The following is a 19,932-nucleotide window of genomic DNA, read 5'->3' on the forward strand; positions in this document are numbered from 1 at the left end:
ACGTGGCATTCTTAACAGATAATTTCTGTACTTACTGGATTCACAAACATTATGGCTCGTATTCCTGATAATCCATTGATTCTGATCGATGGCTCTTCTTACCTATATCGCGCGTTCCATGCTTACCCTGGCACCATGAGCAATGGTGATATCCCAACGAATGCTGTTTATGGTGTGGTTAACATGCTACGCAGCATGATGCGTCAATTTGCTTCTGATCGTATTGCGGTTATTTTTGATGCGAAAGGGAAAACGTTCCGTGATGATATGTACCCAGAGTACAAAGCAAACCGCCCACCTATGCCTGACGATCTTCGTTGCCAGATAGAACCATTGCACAATGTGATTCGTGCGATGGGTTTACCACTTATCTCTATTCCCGGCGTTGAAGCAGATGACGTGATTGGTACGTTGGCTTCTCAAGCTTCTGCGATGGGTATGCCTGTGCTTATCAGTACCGGTGATAAAGATATGGCGCAGCTGGTCGATGACAACGTTACTCTGATCAACACCATGACCAACGTGGTGATGGATCGTGAAGGTGTTATTGAGAAGTTTGGTATTCCGCCTGAGCTTATTATCGATTATCTCGCGCTGATGGGCGATAAAGTGGATAACATTCCGGGCATTCCAGGTGTTGGCGATAAGACTGCGACGGCATTGCTGCAAGGTATCGGTAGTATCGAAAAGTTGTATCAAAATCTTGATGATATTGCGGCGCTTGGTTTCCGTGGTTCGAAAACCATGGCTAAGAAGCTAGCTGATAATAAAGACAATGCTGATATGTCTTACCAGCTTGCGACGATTAAGTTAGATGTTGAACTTGAAGAGACACCAGAGTCACTCGTCAAAGCACAGCCAAATATCGACGAGCTGATCAAACTATACGGCCAACTGGTTTTCAAATCTTGGTTGAACGAGCTGCTTGAAGGTGGTAGTGGTGTGGTTGAGGCGGATGAAAGATCTGCAGCAACGGGATCTGGTGCGGTACGCAGCAGTGCTTCTGCAGCAACGTCTACCGTGGAGATGAATACGTCTGCCGTGACAATTGATCGCAGTAACTACGAAACGATTCTAGATGAAGCGTCATTCAATGTTTGGCTAGAAAAGCTTAAAGCAGCTGAATTGTTTGCTTTCGACACTGAAACAGACAGCTTAGATTACATGGTTGCGAACCTCGTTGGCTTGTCATTCGCAACCGAAGAAGGCGTTGCCGCTTACGTGCCGGTTGCTCATGATTACCTAGATGCACCGCAGCAGCTGGACCGTGATTGGGTACTTGAACAGCTTAAGCCGATTCTTGAAGATGATGCTCAAGCAAAAGTGGGTCAAAACCTGAAGTATGATATGAGTGTGCTAGCGCGCTACGGTATCGAGATGAAAGGCATCAAACACGATACTATGTTGGCTTCTTACGTTTTCAATAGCGTAGGTGGCAAGCACGATATGGACAGCCTAGCGCTACGCTTCCTACAGCATAGCTGCATCTCATTTGAGCAAATCGCAGGTAAAGGTAAGAAACAACTTACTTTCAACCAGATTGAGCTGGGTGAAGCGTCTCCATACGCTGCAGAAGATGCTGACGTGACACTACGTCTGCATAACCGCCTGATGGAAAACATCGAGCAAGATGAAAAGCTTAAAACCATCTATGAAGAAATCGAAGTACCACTGATTCCTGTGATGTCTCGCATTGAGCGTACTGGCGTATTCATCGATGACATGCTGCTAGGGGCTCAATCACAAGAGATTGCGGTTCGTCTGGATGAGTTAGAACAGAAAGCCTACGAGATTGCAGAGCAAGAGTTCAACATGAACTCGCCAAAACAGCTGCAAGCGATCCTGTTTGAAAAAATGGGTCTACCGGTTATCAAGAAAACGCCATCAGGTGCGCCTTCAACTAACGAAGAAGTGTTGCAAGAGCTGGCCCTTGATTACCCGTTGCCTAAGCTGATCATTGAGTATCGTGGCCTTGCGAAACTGAAGTCTACTTACACGGATAAACTGCCGAAGATGATCAACGCTGAAACGGGTCGCGTTCATACTTCTTACCACCAAGCGGTAACGGCAACCGGTCGTTTGTCTTCGACGGATCCAAACCTACAGAACATCCCAATTCGTAATGAAGAAGGTCGTCGTATTCGCCAAGCATTCGTTGCACAACATGGTTGGAAGATCCTAGCGGTCGATTACTCTCAAATTGAATTGCGTATCATGGCGCACCTATCGGGTGATAAAGCGCTGCTGGAAGCGTTCCAACAAGGCAAAGATATTCACGCGGCAACGGCTGCTGAGATTATCGGCGTGGCTATTGATCAAGTTACCACTGAACAGCGTCGTCGTGCTAAAGCCGTTAACTTCGGTCTTATCTACGGTATGAGTGCCTTTGGCTTGGCTAAGCAACTGGGTATTCCTCGTGGTGAAGCACAACACTACATGGACACTTACTTTGAACGCTACCCTGGTGTAATGCAGTACATGGAAGACACACGCAGCGCGGCTTCAGAGCAAGGCTTTGTTGAAACCATTTACGGTCGTCGTTTGCACCTGCCTGAAATCCAATCTCGTAATGGCATGCGTCGTAAAGCCGCTGAACGTGCGGCGATCAATGCACCGATGCAAGGTACGGCAGCAGACATCATTAAGAAAGCGATGCTGTTAGTGGATGAATGGATTCAAGCGGAAGGCGATGGTCGTGTGAAGCTATTGATGCAAGTACACGATGAATTGGTATTTGAAGTTCAAGAGTCAGCTTTAGCCGAAATTGAAAGTAAAGTACAACAATTGATGGAGTCAGCCGCTGATCTAGAAGTACCGTTAGTCGCGGAAGCAGGCCACGGTGACAACTGGGATCAAGCCCACTAATCAATTTTTGACCTTATTGAGTGAATTAGTATGAGCCAGTGCACAAACACTGGCTTTTTTTTGTCTCGAATAAAGTTGAGCCGTAAGAAGAATTTAAGTGTTTTAATAAAACATTCATGAAAAAAAACTACAAAAATTGTTTTCATTTCTGAGCAATTGTTGTACATTAAATCTTGTAGGGTACAGAGGTAAGATGTTCTATCTTTCAGACCTTTTGTTTCACGTTATTGGATTAGGCTGATTCAGCCGCCCCAGTCAGTATTTGACTGGGGCGTTTTTTCTTGTGCGAAAGAAAAATATTTCTAACCTACTATTACTCCCGTAAACCCGCCCTTTTTAGTGTCTTTTCTTACGCTTTCTCAAGCACAGTGATAAACACCTGATTTGCCTTAGATCTGGAACTCGATCAGCATTTGGTAATTTAAATCCGTCTCTCATTTGATTGTTTTATCATTTAAAATAACTTTTATTTTACAAGTTGCCGATAAAGGATTGATCGCTCACACCTTATTTATCAGTGTATTGAGTGGGTGAATGCTCAATGTAATCCATGATTTCTTGTTGTTTCTCAGTACTGTATTTCAGCGCTTCGGCGGTGATTTGGATGGATTGCGCCATAGAAGAGATATTGTTGGTCGCTTTCACTAAGGTTTGCTGCATGGGTTTTAGGATAAGTAGGTAGATAGCAGTCAAAGCGATAACAATGACAGCGATAACGGCTGCTAACGCAATGATGATCTTGGTCTGAATATCATCCAACAGCATTTGACTGGTCTTTTTAAAGGCGAGTCGAGATTGGTCTAAGGCTTGTGGGAGTTGATTGAGTGATGTCTTGGTAGAGCTCGCAAGCTTGTTGATGCTTTCAACGGTTTGGTTCAGAGCTTGTTGTTGGTCTTCACTAAGGTTGGGGTTGTTGACGATCGCCTGCAAAGATTGCGATATCACCTCAAGAGACTCACTCGCATCTTGAGCGTATTTTTCCATACCATCCAAGTCCAAGGTCATATCAACATTGATCAGTGGGGCTTGTTCTTGTTCTGCTTCAGAGGCGAACCCTGTCAATGAGACCAGCATTAGTGCAATGATGGCCAACGGTGTTTTCCACATGAGTATTCCTTTCTCATTGTTCTGTTTATTTAGATGTGTCTTTTAGTATGGTTCACTTCTCTCGTTTCTAACTGGTTAATCTTGTCTTTAATTCTCAAGACTTAGGTTTAACTCACTAATTTTTGGGCAAAAAAATACCCCACCTATATGAGGAAGGGTATTAATAAGGCTAAATCACTTGCTGTAAGTGCTTTAACTTCTAATTATAGATAAAGCTATAGATAGAAGAACTACTCTGAGTCGTTGTGCTCTTCGTCCGCTAGCTCATCAATGATCTGATCAGCAAACACTGGGGCAAACCACTCATCCATCTTGGCACGCAGTTGATCAACGCCGATACCCTTCATTGAAGAGAAGACATCAACCGCAACATCACCACCGAAAGATTTCGCATCATTACGGATTTTCAGTAGCTGTGCTTTACGCGCACCACTTTTCAGTTTGTCTGCTTTTGTTAACAAAACTTGTACTGGGATGCGGCTATCGATAGCCCAGTAGATCATTTGTTGGTCAAGGTCTTTCATTGGGTGACGGATATCCATCAATACCACTAAACCTTTTAGGCTTTCACGTCGTTGTAGGTATTCGCCTAGCGACTTCTGCCATTTTTTCTTCATCTCAAGCGGGACTTGAGCAAAGCCATATCCTGGTAAATCGACGATATGACAACCGTCCGTTACCTTAAATAGGTTAATTAGCTGAGTTCGACCGGGTGTTTTACTGGTTTTCGCCAAGCCTTTTTGGTTTGTAACGCGATTTAGCGCGCTAGATTTACCAGCATTGGAGCGTCCTGCAAACGCAATTTCGATCCCTTCGTCTTCTGGTAAATGACGAATATCAGGTGCACTGGTAATGAAATGCGTGTTTTGATAATGAATTTTTACGCTCACTGTTAACTCCATCTCGACTTTGTGTAGTCGATTGATTACTTTTTTGTGAATTTGTGTAAAATAACCGTGCTCGGCATAAGGTCGCCTATTGTACCATGAGTGGCAACATAGAGTGGTACTGGAAGCTTGATAATTATAATGGAATGTCATGAAGAAATTAGCGCTAATTTTGAGTCTTTTAGCCAGCTGCTCAGTATGGGCTCAAGGTAGTATTGAAGCTGGTAAAGCCAAATCACAAACATGTGTTGCCTGCCACGGTGCTGACGGCAACAGTCTGATCACTCAGTACCCTAAGCTGGCTGGTCAACATGAGAAGTACCTAGAGAAGCAGTTAAAAGAGCTTAAGCTCGGTATGACTAGTGGTGGTAAGCAAGGTCGTAATGAACCTGTAATGGGTGCAATGGCGATGTCTTTATCTGAAGAAGATATGGCTGACCTAGCGGCGTACTACGCATCGCTACCTATCTCTAGTAACTCTACTCCTGAGAACGTAGTAGATGAAGGTAAGGTTCTTTACACCGCGGGTAACGCAGAACGCGGCGTAACGGCGTGTATTGCTTGTCACGGTCCACGTGGTAACGGTACCGAACTTTCTGGTTTCCCTAAGATTTCAGGCCAGCACGCAGATTACATCAAGGCTCAACTTGAGAAATTCCGCGATGGTAGCCGTAATAACGACATGAATGCGATGATGCGTGATGTAGCTAAAAAGTTAACAGACGCAGATATTGATACCTTATCGAAGTACGTTGGTGGTTTACACTAATATGTCGGTTTCTTGCTCTTAGCCAGAGTAAAGAAATGTACGCTCGAGCGAGATTGAAGAGACGCCCCGATCAGTAATGGTCGGGGCGTTTTCTTTTGTATTGGTTTTATTAATATGTTTGTTGCTGATGTCTGATTTATCAATGTGTGATCGATTTGTGTACAAAAGTGTGAACTTGAACTCTTGTAGTCTTTTTGTAACACGGTAAAGTAACGGCCATCAGCTAGGAGCTGACTTAGATACGGATGGTCATCTAGTCTAACGGTATAGACAGAAACGGATCAGGCTAGGACAGCCCAGCAACAAGGTGTTAGAAAAGGATAGCCAAAACTCATCAGGACGATGAACAACAAACAAATTTGGCATGGAAAGCACCAATAACAAATGGAGATTTGTGTACCAAGTTGAGTATGCAAATTTTGGCCGATATAGGCAGATTTAGAGAGCGATAGGTTTTCCTATCGCTTTTTTTATTGATTTGATGAAAAAACACCCAATACCTCTCCACTATAAACTCAGTTTCTGGTATGTTTCGCATCCCTGTTTAAGGATGTGCTATGTATACTTGTCCCTTATGCCATCACCAAGGCGTGAATCACTATTTTGAAGACAAACGCAGAGCCTATCTGCAATGTCAGCAATGTGAACTGGTATTTGTTAAACCTGAACAAAGGTTAGAAGCAAAAGAAGAGAAAGCACACTATGATCTCCATGAGAACGATCCTAGTGATGCAGGCTATCGCCGTTTTCTATCTCGCATCGCGGATCCACTAACAGACAAAATTTCATCTAACTCACACGGGTTAGATTTTGGTTGTGGCCCAGGCCCTACGCTATCTATTATGTTAGAAGAAGCCGGACACACCATGGAGTTGTACGATATCTATTACCACCCAGAAGCTTCTGTGTTGGAAAAAACGTATGACTTTATGACTGCCACGGAGGTGATAGAGCATCTTTATCACCCAGACAAAGTGTGGCAGCAATGGTTGAATTTAGTTAAACCCAAGGGCTGGATTGGTCTTATGACTAAACTAGTAATAGACGTAGACGCGTTTGCTGGTTGGCACTACAAGAATGACCCGACACATGTCGTCTTCTTTAGTCGTCAAACATTCCAGTTTTTGGCAGAGCGGGATAAGCTCGAACTAGAATTTTTTGGAAATGATGTAATTTTACTGAGGAAAGTGCAGTAATGGGTCGTAGTAAGAAATCAAGAAAACCGGGAGCACTTGGCGCTCCGGAACCTATGGTTACTCGTAACCGTAGTGAATCTGATGTTGAAGGTCGTGAGCGTAAGCGTGTTAAAAAGCGCAAAGGCCTTAAGTCTGGCAGCCGTCACTCAGATGGTAGCGAAGCAAAACAGCGTAAAGCTGCACTAGCTCGCGACCCTCGTTTAGGCAGCAAGAAAAAAATCCCGCTGATTGTTGAACCAGCGAAGAAGTCGACGAAACAAGAGCGCAAGCTATCTAACGAACAAGAGTTAGAGATGCTTGAGAATGATGCTCAACTGAACACATTGCTAGATCGTATCGAAAATGGTGAAAACCTAGGTGCAGGTCTGCAGAAGTTTGTTGATGAGAAACTTGATCGTATCGAACACCTAATGGGCCGCTTAGGTCTGCTAGAACCAGAAGACGATGAAGAAGAGATCTTCGAAGAAGCACCGGTTGCATCTAAGAAGAAAGCAAGCTCTGACGAAGACTTGCTATCTCAATTCGAAGATTTCGACTTAGACAGCTTTAAAGGTTAATAGCCAATGAACGTAACCTTATTAGCAATTGCTGGTGGAATTATCATTCTCGGCTTGGGCTCTTACGCAGGTTACCTTCTACTTCAAGTGAAGAAGCAGACGGAGTTGCAAAAGCAGCATCAAGCACTTGCCATTGAAAAACGTAACGCGACGATTTACGAAAACGTAAATACTTTGTGCTTAGCGGGTATTCAAGGCCAGTGTGACTTACCTGAGATCAGTATCCGAGTGTGTATCATTATGGATAACGTTCAGGGTGATGAGCGTGTCGATTTTGATTCTGAGTATCCTGCTCTTTCTGAGCTGTACCATATCGTAAAAGATATGGCTCGCGGAGACGGAAGGCAGGAACTGACGAAGAAAGAGCGCATGCAGCAGAATCTCACACGCCATAAGGCGGAGACTCGCTTGAATGATGCGGTCATTGAAGATTTAAAAAGGTTGCAGGAGAAGGTTAAGCCTCTCAACAACCAAATCAACATTCAGATGATCTAGTCACTAAGACTTTTAAATATAGAGGCTTGTTTAACATTCCGTTTTTAGACGCGCTGCTTTTAATACCTATGCATTTAAGACTTTTCATCTTAAATGCATCTTGTTTTTAAGTCGCCTTATCTTTTAATAGACAATGTTAAATGAGCCTTCTTACCTTTTGCGTCTCGTTAATCCCGACGCTTTGTTAGTGATCAAGCTAGCAGTTCTGAGTTTTTGTCTGAAAAATTGATTTTGTCTTGGAACGACCTTACTGGTCGTGTGGCAAAATAACCCGTCTATATTTTAATGTATGTAAAATGATTTGAGAGACCTTAGGTTCTCGCGGATCTAAATTGGAATTACCGCTATGTCGAGCAAGCCAGTAACAACGAATCAGCAAATCGTTTGGGATCAAGAGATCTTAAACAAGTACAACTATTCGGGACCTCGTTACACTTCATATCCAACAGCGTTGGAGTTTCATGAAGCGTTTACCGTCGCTGATTACGACATGGCGTGTACTCAGTACCCTGAGCGTCCACTCTCTCTTTACGTGCATATCCCGTTCTGTCATAAGCTTTGTTACTACTGTGGTTGTAATAAAGTCATTACTCGTCACTCTCATAAAGCGGATGAGTACTTAGATGTGATTGAACATGAAATCCGCCAGCGCGCCTCTTTGTTGAATGGCCGTGAAGTGACGCAATTGCACTTCGGTGGTGGTACGCCAACGTTCTTGACCAAAACACAAATTACTCGCTTGATGATGATTCTGCGTGAGGAATTTAACTTCACAGCTGACGCTGAAATCAGTATTGAAGTTGACCCGCGTGAGATTGAGCTAGACGTACTTGACCACCTGCGTAACGAAGGCTTCAACCGCCTGAGCATTGGTGTGCAAGACTTCAATAAAGAAGTGCAGAAACTGGTTAACCGTGAGCAAGATGAAGAGTTCATCATTGCGATGGTTAAACGTGCGAAAGAGCTAGGCTTCCGTTCAACCAACCTTGATTTGATCTATGGCTTACCAAAGCAGACTCAAGCTTTGTTCGCGGAAACATTGAAGCAAGTGTTAGAAATGAAACCGGGTCGTTTATCGGTATTTAACTACGCACACATGCCGCAACTGTTTGCCGCGCAGCGTAAGATTAAAGATGAAGACCTACCTGAACCAAAAGAGAAAATGGCAATTCTACAAGATACCATTGAGACTTTAACGGGCGCGGGCTACCAGTTCATTGGTATGGATCACTTTGCTCTGCCTGAAGACGAGCTAGCAGTAGCACAACGTGAAGGTATTCTGCATCGTAACTTCCAAGGCTACACGACCCAAGGTGAAGCTGACCTAATTGGTTTCGGTGTTTCTGCTATCTCTATGGTCGGTGATGCTTACGCTCAAAACCAGAAAGAACTGAAGAAGTACTATGCTCAAGTGAATGACCTGCGCCACGCGCTTTGGAAAGGTGTTGCTCTAGACAGTGACGACCTTCTACGTCGTGAAGTGATCAAACAGCTTATCTGTAACTTTAAGCTTGATAAAACCATGATCGAATCTGAGTTCTCGGTTAACTTTAATCGTTACTTCAAAGAAGATTTAGGGCTACTGCAAACCTTCATCAACGATGAGTTGGTTGAAGTTGACGACAAAGAAATCCGCGTGACTTTGCGTGGCCGTTTGTTGATTCGTAACATCTGTATGTGTTTCGATAAATACCTACGTGCTAAGGCTCGTCAACAGCAGTTCTCTCGTGTGATTTAATCGCTCGACTGAGAATAAAAACATAAAAAATGCCAGCATTATGCTGGCATTTTTGTATCTGTGTCTTGCTAACAGAAGACTTTCTACCTGACTAGGTGACACCCTTTTTGGTGCTTTGTTTACTTTTGGTCATTTGTTTGGCTTCGTTATTCGGTTGAGTGTTGGCATTCTTTTGAACATTGATGAGATCGGTTGGCCACTGATCAAACGGAACTGGACGACTGTATAAGAAGCCTTGAGCCAGTGGGCATTTTAGTTGCTTGAGGAGTTCTGCCTGTTGCTGTGTTTCAACGCCTTCTGCCACTAAGCTCACTTTGAAACCTTTGGTGATGTTAACGATGGCCGCGACGATCGAGCTGTCTAGGTTCTCTTTTTCGAGCTTGCTGACGAAGCTACGATCGATCTTTAAGCAATCAAATGGCAGTTTGTGTAAATAAGCCAGTGACGAATAGCCGGTACCAAAGTCATCAATTGCAATCGAGATGCCTAATGCTTTTAGCGTCAGCATGTTATCGATGATGGCTGGGTCATTGTCGACGATGCGTGACTCAGTGATCTCAAGTGTCAGGTTGCTTGCTGGTAGCTTGGTGTCACGTAGCGTGCCTTTTACTTGTTCAACAAAGCCACTTTCACTCAGTTGATCGACCGACAGGTTGACGTGAATAGAGAAGTCCTTGCTCCATTTTCCTGACTCAATCGCGATGGCAGTATCTCGACACGACTTATGTAGAATTTGCTTGCCGATATCGTAAATCAGCCCGCTCTCTTCAGCGAGAGGAATGAATTCAAGTGGTGAAATTACGCCTTCATCGGCTATCCAGCGTGCTAAAGCTTCAGCCCCAATGGTCGATCCGGATTCTAGATCAATAATAGGTTGATAGAAGGGTTCGAACTGTTGAAGTTCAATCGCTCGGTTCATCCGCGCCAGCATCTTAGTGCGATGTCTTGATGCTTTACCCATCTCAGGGCTGTAAATGCTGACACTAGCTTTGTCTTGTTTTGCGTTGCTCAAAGCAATGCTACTACTACGCAGCAATAGCGCAATGTCGTGGACGTTAGATACACCGACGACGCCCATCGATACTTTAATGACGACACTTTCTGGTTCCATTGAAAATGGGGAAGCAAAGGTTTGAAGCAAGCGATTCGTCAGTAGTTGAGCTTCCTCGCTTTGGATGACGTTCGGGGCGTAAATGGCGAATTCATCACCGCCAGTGCGAGCTAATAGGTACTCGGATGGCAATGTGCCTCTTAAACGAGCGGCCGCAATGATAAGCAATTGGTCACCATTGTAATGACCAAGGCTGTCATTGATGTCTCGGAAGCGATCAATACCCACTAAATAAAGTGTGCCTTTTTCGTTTGCTGGGTTTTTCTTGGCAGCGTCGATAAAGCCTTCGCGGCTGTATAGCTTGGTTAATGAGTCATAGGTAAGCTGAGACTGCAATGCTTGAAAGGAAGCCTTTAAGTTGTTGGCCATTTCATTGAATGACTCCACCAACATGCTGGTTTCATAGATATGCCCCGTCTTTGGCATGCTCGTGTCCCAATCGCCTTTAGCAAGACGCTTTGCCGCATCCGCTGTTGAGGTGATGGGTTGGGTTACGCGATTAAAGGCAATTAACCCAGCAATGACACCAATGCAACTCAGCGCTAGCCCGAGCAACCAACTGTTTCTTTGGTTTTCAGGTAATTCACCGAGTAGGTTGCTTTCAGGGATCGACATACCAATAAACCAAGTGATGCCGTGCTCATCTTCATAAGGGGTGATTTGGTTGAAGTATCGTTCGTTGTCTAGGCGAAAGCTAAAGCGCTGCACGCCCAAATTATCGATTAGGTGAAATTGGTCTACGTAGCTCGCACTTTCACGTATTACCGGGTTAGCACTCTCTGATGCCAGTAAGCGTTGGCCCTTATTGGTTTTCCCTGTTCCCCAAGAGACCACGCTGCCTCCGCCTGAGTGAGCGACCAAGCGTTGCTGTTTATCAATGATATAAACAGAGGCATCCGTTTTATCTTTGAGTTCTTTGAGAAACGCATTGAAGGTATTGATCTTAATGTCGCTAACGACGACGGCTTTGAATTCGTTGTCATCATAGATAGGGGCGAGGGCAGATAAGGTGATCTCTTGGCGTTCATCTGCATTGGCATAAATTGGCGACCATACAGCCTTTTTTTGCGTCGCAACGGTTGTGTACCAAGGGCGGACTCTCGGGTCGTAACCTGAAATCACAGATCGAATGTCTTCGCTGATCTTGCTGCCACGGTAAATGACCAGCTGATCGCTAGTACGCTCGTCTTGTACCATCAAGGTATAGCCGTTGTTAGCTTCTTTACGAAAACCGACATAGTTACCATCTTCATAACCAAAGCCGATCACATCGAGTTGAGGTATAGCAGTGAAATGGTCTGAAAACGTATAAAGAATGTAGTCTTGGACCTTGCTAAGGTTTCCCGCTTGGTAAAGGTGGTGGTAGCCGATGTTATGGCTGAGCGAGAGGTTCGCGTGAAATGGCTTTTCTAAAAAGTTGGACAGGCTTTGATGAACATGGTCAGTAAGTGATGTTAGTTGGCGTGCACTAACATCACTCACCATCTCTTTGTAGCTTTGCTTTTGAGTGAAAACCATTACGCTCATAGTGAACAGAAAAATCATCACGAATGGCAGAACCACAGCAGTTCTCAAGGTAATTTGTGTTTTCAAAGACATCTTTAGCTACAACTTTAGTGAATGGCATACCTTAATTGTACCGACACTATTCAAACCAAGCGACCCTTTTTTGGTTAAAAAAGTAGCCGCATCGAGAGTCATATCAGGTCAGTACAGTTCTTTTAGTTTACGAGTTAGGGTGTTTCTTCCCCAACCTAAAACCTTGGCTGCATCCTGTTTATGACCATTGGTATGGTTGAGTGCAGCCTCTAGCAGTATACGTTCAAACTCTGGCAGCGCATAAGTTAGTAGCTCTTTTTCTCCTGAATCAAGCGCACATTTTGCCCAATTAGCGAGCAGTTGTTGCCAGTTGTCTCCAGTCCCTGAGGCCGTTACCACTTTTTCTTCCAACAGTTCTGGAGGTAAGTCTGAAGGGAGTATTTCACTGCCGCTCGCCATGACTGTGAGCCAACGACAGATGTTCTCAAGCTGACGTACGTTACCCGGCCAATTTAGCTGATTGAGCTTCATGATGGTCTCAGAGTGCAGGGTCTTCACTTCTACACCAAGCTCTTCAGCGGCGGATGCTAGGAAGTGGTGAGTCAGCTTTTCAATGTCCTGTTTACGTTCGCGCAGTGCCGGAATATGGATTCGGATAACGTTCAGTCGATGGAAAAGGTCTTCACGGAAACCACCGTCATGCACCAAGCGCTCAAGATCTTGGTGGGTTGCTGCAACGATACGAACATCAACCTTAACCGCAGAATGCCCACCGACGCGATAAAATTGGCCATCAGAAAGCACGCGCAGTAGTCGAGTCTGAATATCGAGTGGCATATCGCCTATTTCATCAAGAAACAGAGTACCGCCGTTGGCTTGTTCGAATCGTCCTTGGCGAACACTGTTAGCGCCAGTAAAGGCGCCTTTCTCGTGGCCAAACAGCTCTGATTCGATCAAGTCTTTAGGGATTGCCGCCATGTTTAACGCAATGAATGGCTTTTTAGCTCTTGGGCTGTGACGATGCAGCGCGTGCGCGACTAATTCTTTACCAGTCCCCGATTCACCATTAATAAGAACCGAAATGGATGAACGAGACAAACGGCCAATAGCTCGGAAAACTTCCTGCATTGCCGGTGCTTCACCGATGATTTCTGGTGCGTTGGTTTCTTCGGCTACTTCGCTGGCTTGCTCGCGTTTCTGCTCTTGGCTGTGTGCGATGGCTCGCTCTACTAGAGTCAGTGTCTCATCAATATCGAACGGCTTTGGTAGATATTCAAAGGCGCCTTTTTGATAAGCATTCACCGCCGCATCGAGGTCTGAGTGCGCGGTCATAATGATCACTGGCAGGTCGGGAGAGCGCTGGTGAACTTGGTGTAACAGCTCAATCCCGTCAATGCCAGGCATGCGAATGTCAGACACCAAAACGTCTGGTGTTTCGCGCTCAAGAGCAAGCAATACGCTCTCAGCATCAGCAAATGTTTCACACTTTATATCCGCAGATGACAGTGTTTTTTCTACGACCCAACGTATAGAACTGTCGTCATCGACGACCCAAACGTATCCCTTACTCATAATTCAATTCCTTTGCAGCCAAATCTATTGTGATAATCATTGTTGTTTTTATGATGTCTTTAATCTTTGTGTTACCGAGTTAAGCCTTTCGTCTCGCTGTCCAATCGCGAGGTTCTGTTGACCTAAATGGGTAGGTAAATCGTGAATGTGGTGTTACCCGGCCAGCTCTCAACATCAATTTTTCCATTGTGCTGATCGATCAGGTTTTGAGAAATCGATAGTCCTAGCCCTGTGCCACCCTCTCGTCCGCTGACCATTGGGTAAAACAGCGTGTCTTTTAAATCATCGGGGATTCCCGGACCGTTATCGCTGATCTCAATGCGCGCTGCGAGTTTGTGTCGCTGCCCATGAATATTGGCTTGATGCACCGTTCTGGTGCGAATGGTGATTTTCCCTGATTCTTGGGCCTTTAAAATCTGCGCCGCGTTGCTCACGATATTGAGCATCGCTTGTTCAACTTGTGCTGAATCCATCAGAATGTCCGGTAAGCTCGGGTCGTAATCTCGTTCGATGGCGAGCGTTGAACCCGACTCGAGTTCTACGAGCTGCCTGACTTTCTCAAGTATCTGGTGTAGGTTCTCTTCTGACTTGGTCCCCGGTTTTTGAGGACCAAGCAGGCGATCGACTAACGCTCTTAGGCGGTCGGCTTGCTCAATAATGATCTGTGTATATTCATTAAGAGACTGATCAGGAAGCATTTTCCCAAGTAACTGCGCCGCACCTCTTAAGCCACCGAGTGGGTTCTTAATCTCATGTGCTAACCCGCGCACCAACAGCTTAGCTGCTTGTTGTTGTGCGTGTTGGTTGAGCTCTTGGCTGAGGCGTCTTTGCTGGTCTATCTTGCGCATCTCAACCAATAACAGCGTCTCTCGTTGCCAAGAGATTGGGCTAACCGTGACTTCAAGCATCAGTGGGCGGTTATCAACAACGAAGGTAACGTCACTGTCGGTAATGCTCTGGCCACTTTGTAGCGGTTGCGTCAGAAGCGCCAAATCCAGTGAGGCGTGTTGAATAAGTTGGCTCAGTGGATGATCGACGATGCGTCGCGCGCTTTGTGAAAAGAGTTGTTCAGCCGCCGGGTTGGCGTATCGGACATACAGTTGCTCATCGAGCATCAATGTTGAGGTCACCATATTGTCGAGAATGGCGCTGGAAAGATGATGTGTATCTATGCTGTCGCTTTTGGCTGATCGATTCACTATTTCGTCCTTGAACTGGTGTTTTTCTCACTGCACCAAATTGGTGCGTAGCTAAGTTCAAGTATGGCGCATATCAACCAGAAGCTAAAGATAATTCATTAGAGTCGCTGAAAGCTGCTTCGATTAGGTGAAAAGTAGAGGTAATTCAGTCTCTTTTAACACATTGGCCTACTTGAGCGTCGCTCGATGTAAATACACGGTGACTGGACTAGTAGATGCAATAAGCTTGCCGCTTCTATGTGCTTGAATTGCAATGGTGTGAGTACCTCGATCGATACCTTTCAGTTCCCAATTCGGTTGGGTTTGTGGGGCGCCGTAGCGACGACCATCGAGCATCAATTGCAATTGCTCTCCAATACCAAGTTTGCGGCTAAGTTCTATTTGAACAGGGATTAAGCCGCGGTTGCTACGGATGGTTTGGTCATGAACGGGAGTCAGCATGGTGAGGGCTAGTTGAGCTGGTGTCTCACGTTTCGTGCTTTCTGTTTTCCCCTGAGCTGGCGTTGCCGTTTTAGTTGTAGATGAAGCTGCAGCATCAACGGGCGTCGAGGCTTCAAATTTAGGAGCCGGCGCTGATGCTTGCACATCCGGTAGGCGAAGAGATTTGGCATCTTGAGCGCTAGGGTTATCACTAAAGTGGAGAACACCATCCTCATCCACCCAGGTATACACCGTTTGAGCAGAGCACGAGATCGCGACTGTTAACCCGATCAGGAACAGTATATTTTTCATATCTTTAGCCTCTTTTCACCGCTAGGTGATTTCACGTTTGGCGTTGGTTTTGTTATTGATTTTATTGTATTTATAGCAGCAGCCTCTGAGGGCTTTTGTCTAAGGTATGGTACGAGGAAGCTGGGGGAGGGAGTATATAAAAAAGGCCCGCCTGCGAGGCGAGCCTAATATTTAGTCAGCGATTCTTACAAGGTTGCAGTAAGAAATGGCTTATCTCTACAGGAGATTAAACTGAGTAGTACAGTTCAAACTCAAGTGGGTGTGTTGCCATGTTCACGCGTTGTACGTCGTCAGATTTCAGTGTGATGTAAGAATCAATGAAATCGTCAGAGAATACGCCGCCAGCTGTTAGGAACTCACGATCGTCGTCTAGTGCTTTAAGCGCTACTTCTAGAGATTCAGCAACGGTTGGGATTTCAGCCGCTTCTTCTGCTGGAAGGTCGTATAGATCTTTATCCATAGCTTCGCCTGGGTGGATCTTGTTCTTGATACCGTCAAGGCCAGCCATCAGCATTGCTGAGTAACATAGGTATGGGTTCGCTGCTGGGTCACCAAAACGTAGCTCGATACGACGTGCTTTCGGGCTTGGTACTACTGGGATACGGATAGAAGCAGAACGGTTACGTGCTGAGTAAGCAAGCATTACCGGAGCTTCAAAACCAGGTACAAGACGCTTGTACGAGTTAGTTGACGGGTTAGCAAATGCGTTGATTGCACGAGCGTGCTTGATTACACCACCGATGTAGTAAAGCGCCATTTCAGATAGGCCGCCGTACTTATCACCAGCAAACAGGTTAACGCCGTCTTTTGCTAGAGATTGGTGAACGTGCATACCAGAACCGTTGTCACCAACTAGTGGCTTAGGCATGAATGTCGCTGTTTTACCAAATGCGTGAGCAACGTTGTGTACAACGTACTTGTAGATTTGAGTCTCATCCGCTTTTGTTGTTAGCGTGTTGAAGCGAGTTGCGATTTCGTTTTGACCCGCAGTTGCTACTTCGTGGTGGTGAGCTTCAACTACTAGGCCCATCTCTTCCATTACTAGACACATTGCTGAACGGATGTCTTGAGATGAATCTACAGGAGCTACTGGGAAGTAACCGCCTTTAACGCCAGGACGGTGACCTTTGTTACCGCCTTCGATGTCAGAACCTGTGTTCCAAGCTGCTTCTACATCATCAATCTTGAAGAAAGAACCAGACATGTCGTTTGAGAACTTAACGTCATCGAATAGGAAGAATTCTGGCTCTGGACCAACTAGAACTGTGTCTGCGATACCCGTAGAACGTAGGTATTCTTCAGAACGCTTAGCGATAGAGCGTGGGTCACGGTCGTAGCCTTGCATTGTTGCAGGCTCAAGGATGTCACAACGGATGTTTAGCGTTGCATCTTCTGTGAATGGGTCCAGTACAGCTGAAGCTGCGTCTGGCATCATTACCATGTCAGATTCGTTAATGCCTTTCCAACCAGCTACTGAAGAGCCGTCAAACATTTTACCTTCTTCGAAGAAGTCTGCATCAACTTGGTGAGAAGGAATAGAGATGTGCTGCTCTTTACCTTTTGTATCAGTAAAACGTAAGTCGATAAATTTAACTTCGTTCTCTTGGATCAGGGATAGTACATTTTCTACTGACATCTTGGATAACCTCCAGTGTTATTAATTCGGTATTAGCTCGATTCGGTTGAAACTAGCATTGATTAATGTCTATAAGTGCATTAATCGATGCTGATTTATCTATAGCCAAAAACGTGCCAATAAAATTATTCCATTAATTTCAATGATTTACTTGTTTTCTTGTTTCGTTTACTTTGGTTTTTGCACCAAAATGATCTTCCAGCGCACCTTGTTGGTGCATCTGCTTGTCTGTGCACCAATATGAAACATAAGCGAGCACCATTCAGCAATGAATTGCCTAAGTTGTCAATCCACTTTTGTTATTTTGCCGGAGATTTGGCTGTCTATCTTGCGGCTGATGCTTTTTTAGAATCCTACGAATTAGGCTGTTAGATACTGTACTGAATCAAAGTTAAGCGGATATGAATCGCTAATAAAGAAAAAAGCCTTGGTTGAGATCACATATTTCTGGGTTTTTGTCTAAAATCTGGTATATTATTGACCGTTTTTTAAATCAAGCTAGCGGTTATTATCCAAACTTTTGAGATAATTGACGGCTACCTTTTATGAGTGAATCGAGAATCCATGTCTACTCCACAGATTGATAAGTTAAGAAATATCGCGATCATCGCGCACGTTGACCACGGTAAAACGACTTTGGTTGATAAACTACTACAACAGTCAGGCACTCTTGAGTCTCGTGGTGAAGCTGAAGAGCGTGTCATGGATTCGAATGACATCGAAAAAGAGCGTGGCATTACAATCCTTGCTAAGAACACAGCAATTGACTGGAATGATTACCGTATCAACATCGTAGATACCCCTGGACACGCGGACTTCGGTGGTGAAGTTGAACGTATCATGTCTATGGTTGATTCAGTTCTTCTGATCGTTGATGCAGTTGATGGCCCAATGCCTCAAACTCGTTTCGTAACGCAAAAAGCTTTCGCACACGGCCTTAAGCCAATCGTTGTTATCAACAAGATTGACCGTCCTGGTGCTCGTCCTGATTGGGTTATGGACCAAGTATTTGACTTGTTCGACAACCTAGGCGCGACTGATGAGCAACTAGACTTTACTGTTGTTTACGCTTCAGCTCTAAACGGTTGGGCAACAATGGAAGAAGGCGAAGTTGGCACAGACATGGAACCATTGTTCCAAGCTGTTGTTGATACAGTAGAAGCACCTGCAGTTGACCTTGAAGGTCCACTTCAAATGCAAATTTCGCAACTTGATTACAGCTCTTACGTAGGTGTTATCGGTGTTGCTCGTGTTACTCGTGGTTCTGTTAAGCCAAACCAACAAGTAACTATCGTGAATGCTGAAGGCAAAAAACGTAACGGTAAAGTAGGTACTGTACTTGGTTACCTAGGTCTTGAGCGTCACGAAGTAGAACAAGCTAACGCTGGCGACATCATTGCAATCACAGGTCTTGGTGAACTGAAAATTTCAGACACTATCTGTGACGTAAACAATGTTGAAGCAATGGAACCACTGTCTGTTGATGAACCAACAGTAACAATGACTTTCCAAGTAAACACTTCTCCGTTCGCGGGTAAAGAAGGTAAGTTTGTAACTTCACGTAACATCCTTGAGCGTCTTGAAAAAGAATTGGTTCATAACGTTGCACTACGTGTTGAAGAAACTGAAAGTCCAGACCGTTTCCGCGTATCAGGCCGTGGTGAGCTTCACCTTTCTATCCTGATCGAAAACATGCGTCGTGAAGGTTTCGAGCTAGCAGTATCTCGTCCAGAAGTAATCATCAAAGAAGAAGATGGTCAGAAAATGGAACCGTTCGAAACGGTTACTATCGATGTAGTTGAAGAGCACCAAGGTGCGATCATGGAAAGCATCGGTCTACGTAAGGGTGAGCTAACAGATATGGCACCAGATGGTAAAGGCCGTGTTCGCATGGACTTCATGATGCCTTCTCGTGGTCTTATCGGTTTCCAAACTGAATTCCTTACAATGACGTCTGGTTCTGGTCTTATTTACCACTCGTTCGATCACTACGGTCCTTACAAAGGCGGTATCATTGGTCAGCGTAACAACGGTGTTCTAATTTCGAACGCAACGGGTAAAGCACTGACTTACGCATTGTTCTTCCTTCAAGCTCGTGGTCGTCTATTCACAGAGCACGCTGATGAAGTTTATGAAGGTCAAGTAATCGGTATTCACAACCGTTCAAACGACCTGACAGTAAACTGTCTGAAAGGTAAGCAACTAACGAACGTTCGTGCATCTGGTACTGATGAAGCACAAGTTCTTTCTCCACCGATCAAGCACACTCTAGAGCAAGCTCTTGAGTTTATCGATGAAGATGAACTAGTAGAAGTAACGCCACTAAACGTACGTATCCGTAAGAAACTTCTTACTGAAAACGACCGTAAGCGTGCAGCACGTCCAGCTAAGGCTTAATTGCCAGCTGACTAGCTTCTAGCTAAGTAGATAAGAAAGCCCCGAGTAGCCTAGCTGCTCGGGGCTTTTGTTTTATGTGGTGTTGGAGTAGATACGAGTAAACGAGATGTGATACCAATTCCATTAAATTCA

15 protein-coding genes are annotated in these 19,932 nt (G+C 44.9%); 8 read left to right on the plus strand and 7 right to left on the minus strand.

Going from position 1 to position 19,932, the window contains the following annotated elements; genetic code table 11:
- Positions 1–51: 51 nt before the first annotated feature.
- Positions 52–2,865 (plus strand): DNA polymerase I, encoded by a 2,814-nt coding sequence (gene polA / locus AACT19_RS06590; RefSeq protein WP_065682019.1) that lies wholly within the window; start codon positions 52–54, stop codon positions 2,863–2,865.
- Positions 2,866–3,058: 193 nt separating this feature from the next.
- Complete coding sequence (locus AACT19_RS25505; RefSeq protein ID WP_438356636.1) at positions 3,059–3,106, plus strand: hypothetical protein; 48 nt, start codon at positions 3,059–3,061, stop codon at positions 3,104–3,106.
- A gap of 266 nt (positions 3,107–3,372) precedes the next feature.
- Here AACT19_RS25505 and AACT19_RS06595 read toward each other — a convergent pair whose 3' ends face one another.
- Together AACT19_RS06595 and yihA are read right to left on the minus strand one after the other, a co-directional pair.
- On the minus strand, positions 3,373–3,972 hold the full coding sequence (locus AACT19_RS06595; protein WP_017081700.1) for a hypothetical protein: 600 nt from the start codon (positions 3,970–3,972) through the stop codon (positions 3,373–3,375).
- 230 nt (positions 3,973–4,202) lie between these two features.
- A complete protein-coding gene (gene yihA / locus AACT19_RS06600; RefSeq protein ID WP_004735573.1) occupies positions 4,203–4,862 on the minus strand; it encodes a ribosome biogenesis GTP-binding protein YihA/YsxC in 660 nt (219 codons plus the stop codon).
- A gap of 148 nt (positions 4,863–5,010) precedes the next feature.
- Between yihA and AACT19_RS06605 the strand changes: the two genes are divergently transcribed.
- The 5 genes from AACT19_RS06605 to hemN all read left to right on the plus strand — a co-directional run bounded on the left by AACT19_RS06605 (position 5,011) and on the right by hemN (position 9,614).
- The gene (locus tag AACT19_RS06605) at positions 5,011–5,628 is read left to right on the plus strand and encodes a c-type cytochrome (protein ID WP_004735574.1); all 618 of its coding nucleotides are present in this window, start codon (positions 5,011–5,013) and stop codon (positions 5,626–5,628) included.
- Positions 5,629–6,185: 557 nt separating this feature from the next.
- Positions 6,186–6,824, plus strand: a complete 639-nt coding sequence (locus tag AACT19_RS06610) for a class I SAM-dependent methyltransferase (protein ID WP_004735576.1) — start codon at positions 6,186–6,188, stop codon at positions 6,822–6,824.
- Positions 6,824–7,381 carry a Der GTPase-activating protein YihI gene (gene yihI, locus AACT19_RS06615; protein WP_004735577.1) on the plus strand — a complete coding sequence of 186 codons (558 nt, stop codon included), beginning with the start codon at positions 6,824–6,826 and terminating at the stop codon, positions 7,379–7,381. The genes AACT19_RS06610 and yihI overlap by 1 nt, the downstream gene beginning before the upstream one ends.
- A gap of 6 nt (positions 7,382–7,387) precedes the next feature.
- A complete protein-coding gene (locus AACT19_RS06620; RefSeq protein WP_017079341.1) occupies positions 7,388–7,876 on the plus strand; it encodes a DUF2489 domain-containing protein in 489 nt (162 codons plus the stop codon).
- 346 nt (positions 7,877–8,222) lie between these two features.
- Positions 8,223–9,614, plus strand: coding sequence for an oxygen-independent coproporphyrinogen III oxidase (gene hemN / locus AACT19_RS06625; protein WP_004735579.1), 1,392 nt, complete (start codon positions 8,223–8,225; stop codon positions 9,612–9,614).
- Between the two features lie 91 nt (positions 9,615–9,705).
- Here the strand turns inward: hemN and AACT19_RS06630 are convergent, their stop codons facing one another.
- The 5 genes from AACT19_RS06630 to glnA all read right to left on the minus strand — a co-directional run bounded on the left by AACT19_RS06630 (position 9,706) and on the right by glnA (position 17,403).
- Positions 9,706–12,324 carry an EAL domain-containing protein gene (locus tag AACT19_RS06630; protein ID WP_076645785.1) on the minus strand — a complete coding sequence of 873 codons (2,619 nt, stop codon included), beginning with the start codon at positions 12,322–12,324 and terminating at the stop codon, positions 9,706–9,708.
- 108 nt (positions 12,325–12,432) lie between these two features.
- Positions 12,433–13,836 carry a nitrogen regulation protein NR(I) gene (gene glnG / locus AACT19_RS06635; RefSeq protein WP_076645787.1) on the minus strand — a complete coding sequence of 468 codons (1,404 nt, stop codon included), beginning with the start codon at positions 13,834–13,836 and terminating at the stop codon, positions 12,433–12,435.
- Between the two features lie 122 nt (positions 13,837–13,958).
- Positions 13,959–15,035, minus strand: a complete 1,077-nt coding sequence (glnL, locus tag AACT19_RS06640; protein WP_017079339.1) for a nitrogen regulation protein NR(II) — start codon at positions 15,033–15,035, stop codon at positions 13,959–13,961.
- Between the two features lie 168 nt (positions 15,036–15,203).
- Positions 15,204–15,767 (minus strand): DUF4124 domain-containing protein, encoded by a 564-nt coding sequence (locus tag AACT19_RS06645; protein WP_076645789.1) that lies wholly within the window; start codon positions 15,765–15,767, stop codon positions 15,204–15,206.
- Between the two features lie 226 nt (positions 15,768–15,993).
- Positions 15,994–17,403 carry a glutamate--ammonia ligase gene (glnA, locus tag AACT19_RS06650; RefSeq protein WP_004735585.1) on the minus strand — a complete coding sequence of 470 codons (1,410 nt, stop codon included), beginning with the start codon at positions 17,401–17,403 and terminating at the stop codon, positions 15,994–15,996.
- 564 nt (positions 17,404–17,967) lie between these two features.
- Between glnA and typA the strand changes: the two genes are divergently transcribed.
- Positions 17,968–19,800 carry a translational GTPase TypA gene (gene typA, locus AACT19_RS06655; protein ID WP_004735586.1) on the plus strand — a complete coding sequence of 611 codons (1,833 nt, stop codon included), beginning with the start codon at positions 17,968–17,970 and terminating at the stop codon, positions 19,798–19,800.
- Positions 19,801–19,932 lie beyond the last annotated feature (132 nt).

It is taken from the genome of Vibrio sp. 10N.222.47.A9, assembly GCF_963872585.1.
GTDB lineage: Bacteria > Pseudomonadota > Gammaproteobacteria > Enterobacterales > Vibrionaceae > Vibrio > Vibrio splendidus.

What these genes read in the sequence shown, in the direction of transcription:
- typA (WP_004735586.1), top strand. Translation starts at nt 17,968, where the DNA reads ATGTCTACTCCACAGATTGATAAGTTAAGAAATATCGCGATCATCGCG.
- AACT19_RS06620 (WP_017079341.1), top strand. Translation starts at nt 7,388, where the DNA reads ATGAACGTAACCTTATTAGCAATTGCTGGTGGAATTATCATTCTCGGC.
- glnA (WP_004735585.1), bottom strand. Translation starts at nt 17,403, where the DNA reads ATGTCAGTAGAAAATGTACTATCCCTGATCCAAGAGAACGAAGTTAAA.
- polA (WP_065682019.1), top strand. Translation starts at nt 52, where the DNA reads ATGGCTCGTATTCCTGATAATCCATTGATTCTGATCGATGGCTCTTCT.
- glnG (WP_076645787.1), bottom strand. Translation starts at nt 13,836, where the DNA reads ATGAGTAAGGGATACGTTTGGGTCGTCGATGACGACAGTTCTATACGT.
- AACT19_RS06605 (WP_004735574.1), top strand. Translation starts at nt 5,011, where the DNA reads ATGAAGAAATTAGCGCTAATTTTGAGTCTTTTAGCCAGCTGCTCAGTA.
- AACT19_RS06645 (WP_076645789.1), bottom strand. Translation starts at nt 15,767, where the DNA reads ATGAAAAATATACTGTTCCTGATCGGGTTAACAGTCGCGATCTCGTGC.
- hemN (WP_004735579.1), top strand. Translation starts at nt 8,223, where the DNA reads ATGTCGAGCAAGCCAGTAACAACGAATCAGCAAATCGTTTGGGATCAA.
- yihI (WP_004735577.1), top strand. Translation starts at nt 6,824, where the DNA reads ATGGGTCGTAGTAAGAAATCAAGAAAACCGGGAGCACTTGGCGCTCCG.
- AACT19_RS06595 (WP_017081700.1), bottom strand. Translation starts at nt 3,972, where the DNA reads ATGTGGAAAACACCGTTGGCCATCATTGCACTAATGCTGGTCTCATTG.
- AACT19_RS06630 (WP_076645785.1), bottom strand. Translation starts at nt 12,324, where the DNA reads ATGTCTTTGAAAACACAAATTACCTTGAGAACTGCTGTGGTTCTGCCA.
- AACT19_RS06610 (WP_004735576.1), top strand. Translation starts at nt 6,186, where the DNA reads ATGTATACTTGTCCCTTATGCCATCACCAAGGCGTGAATCACTATTTT.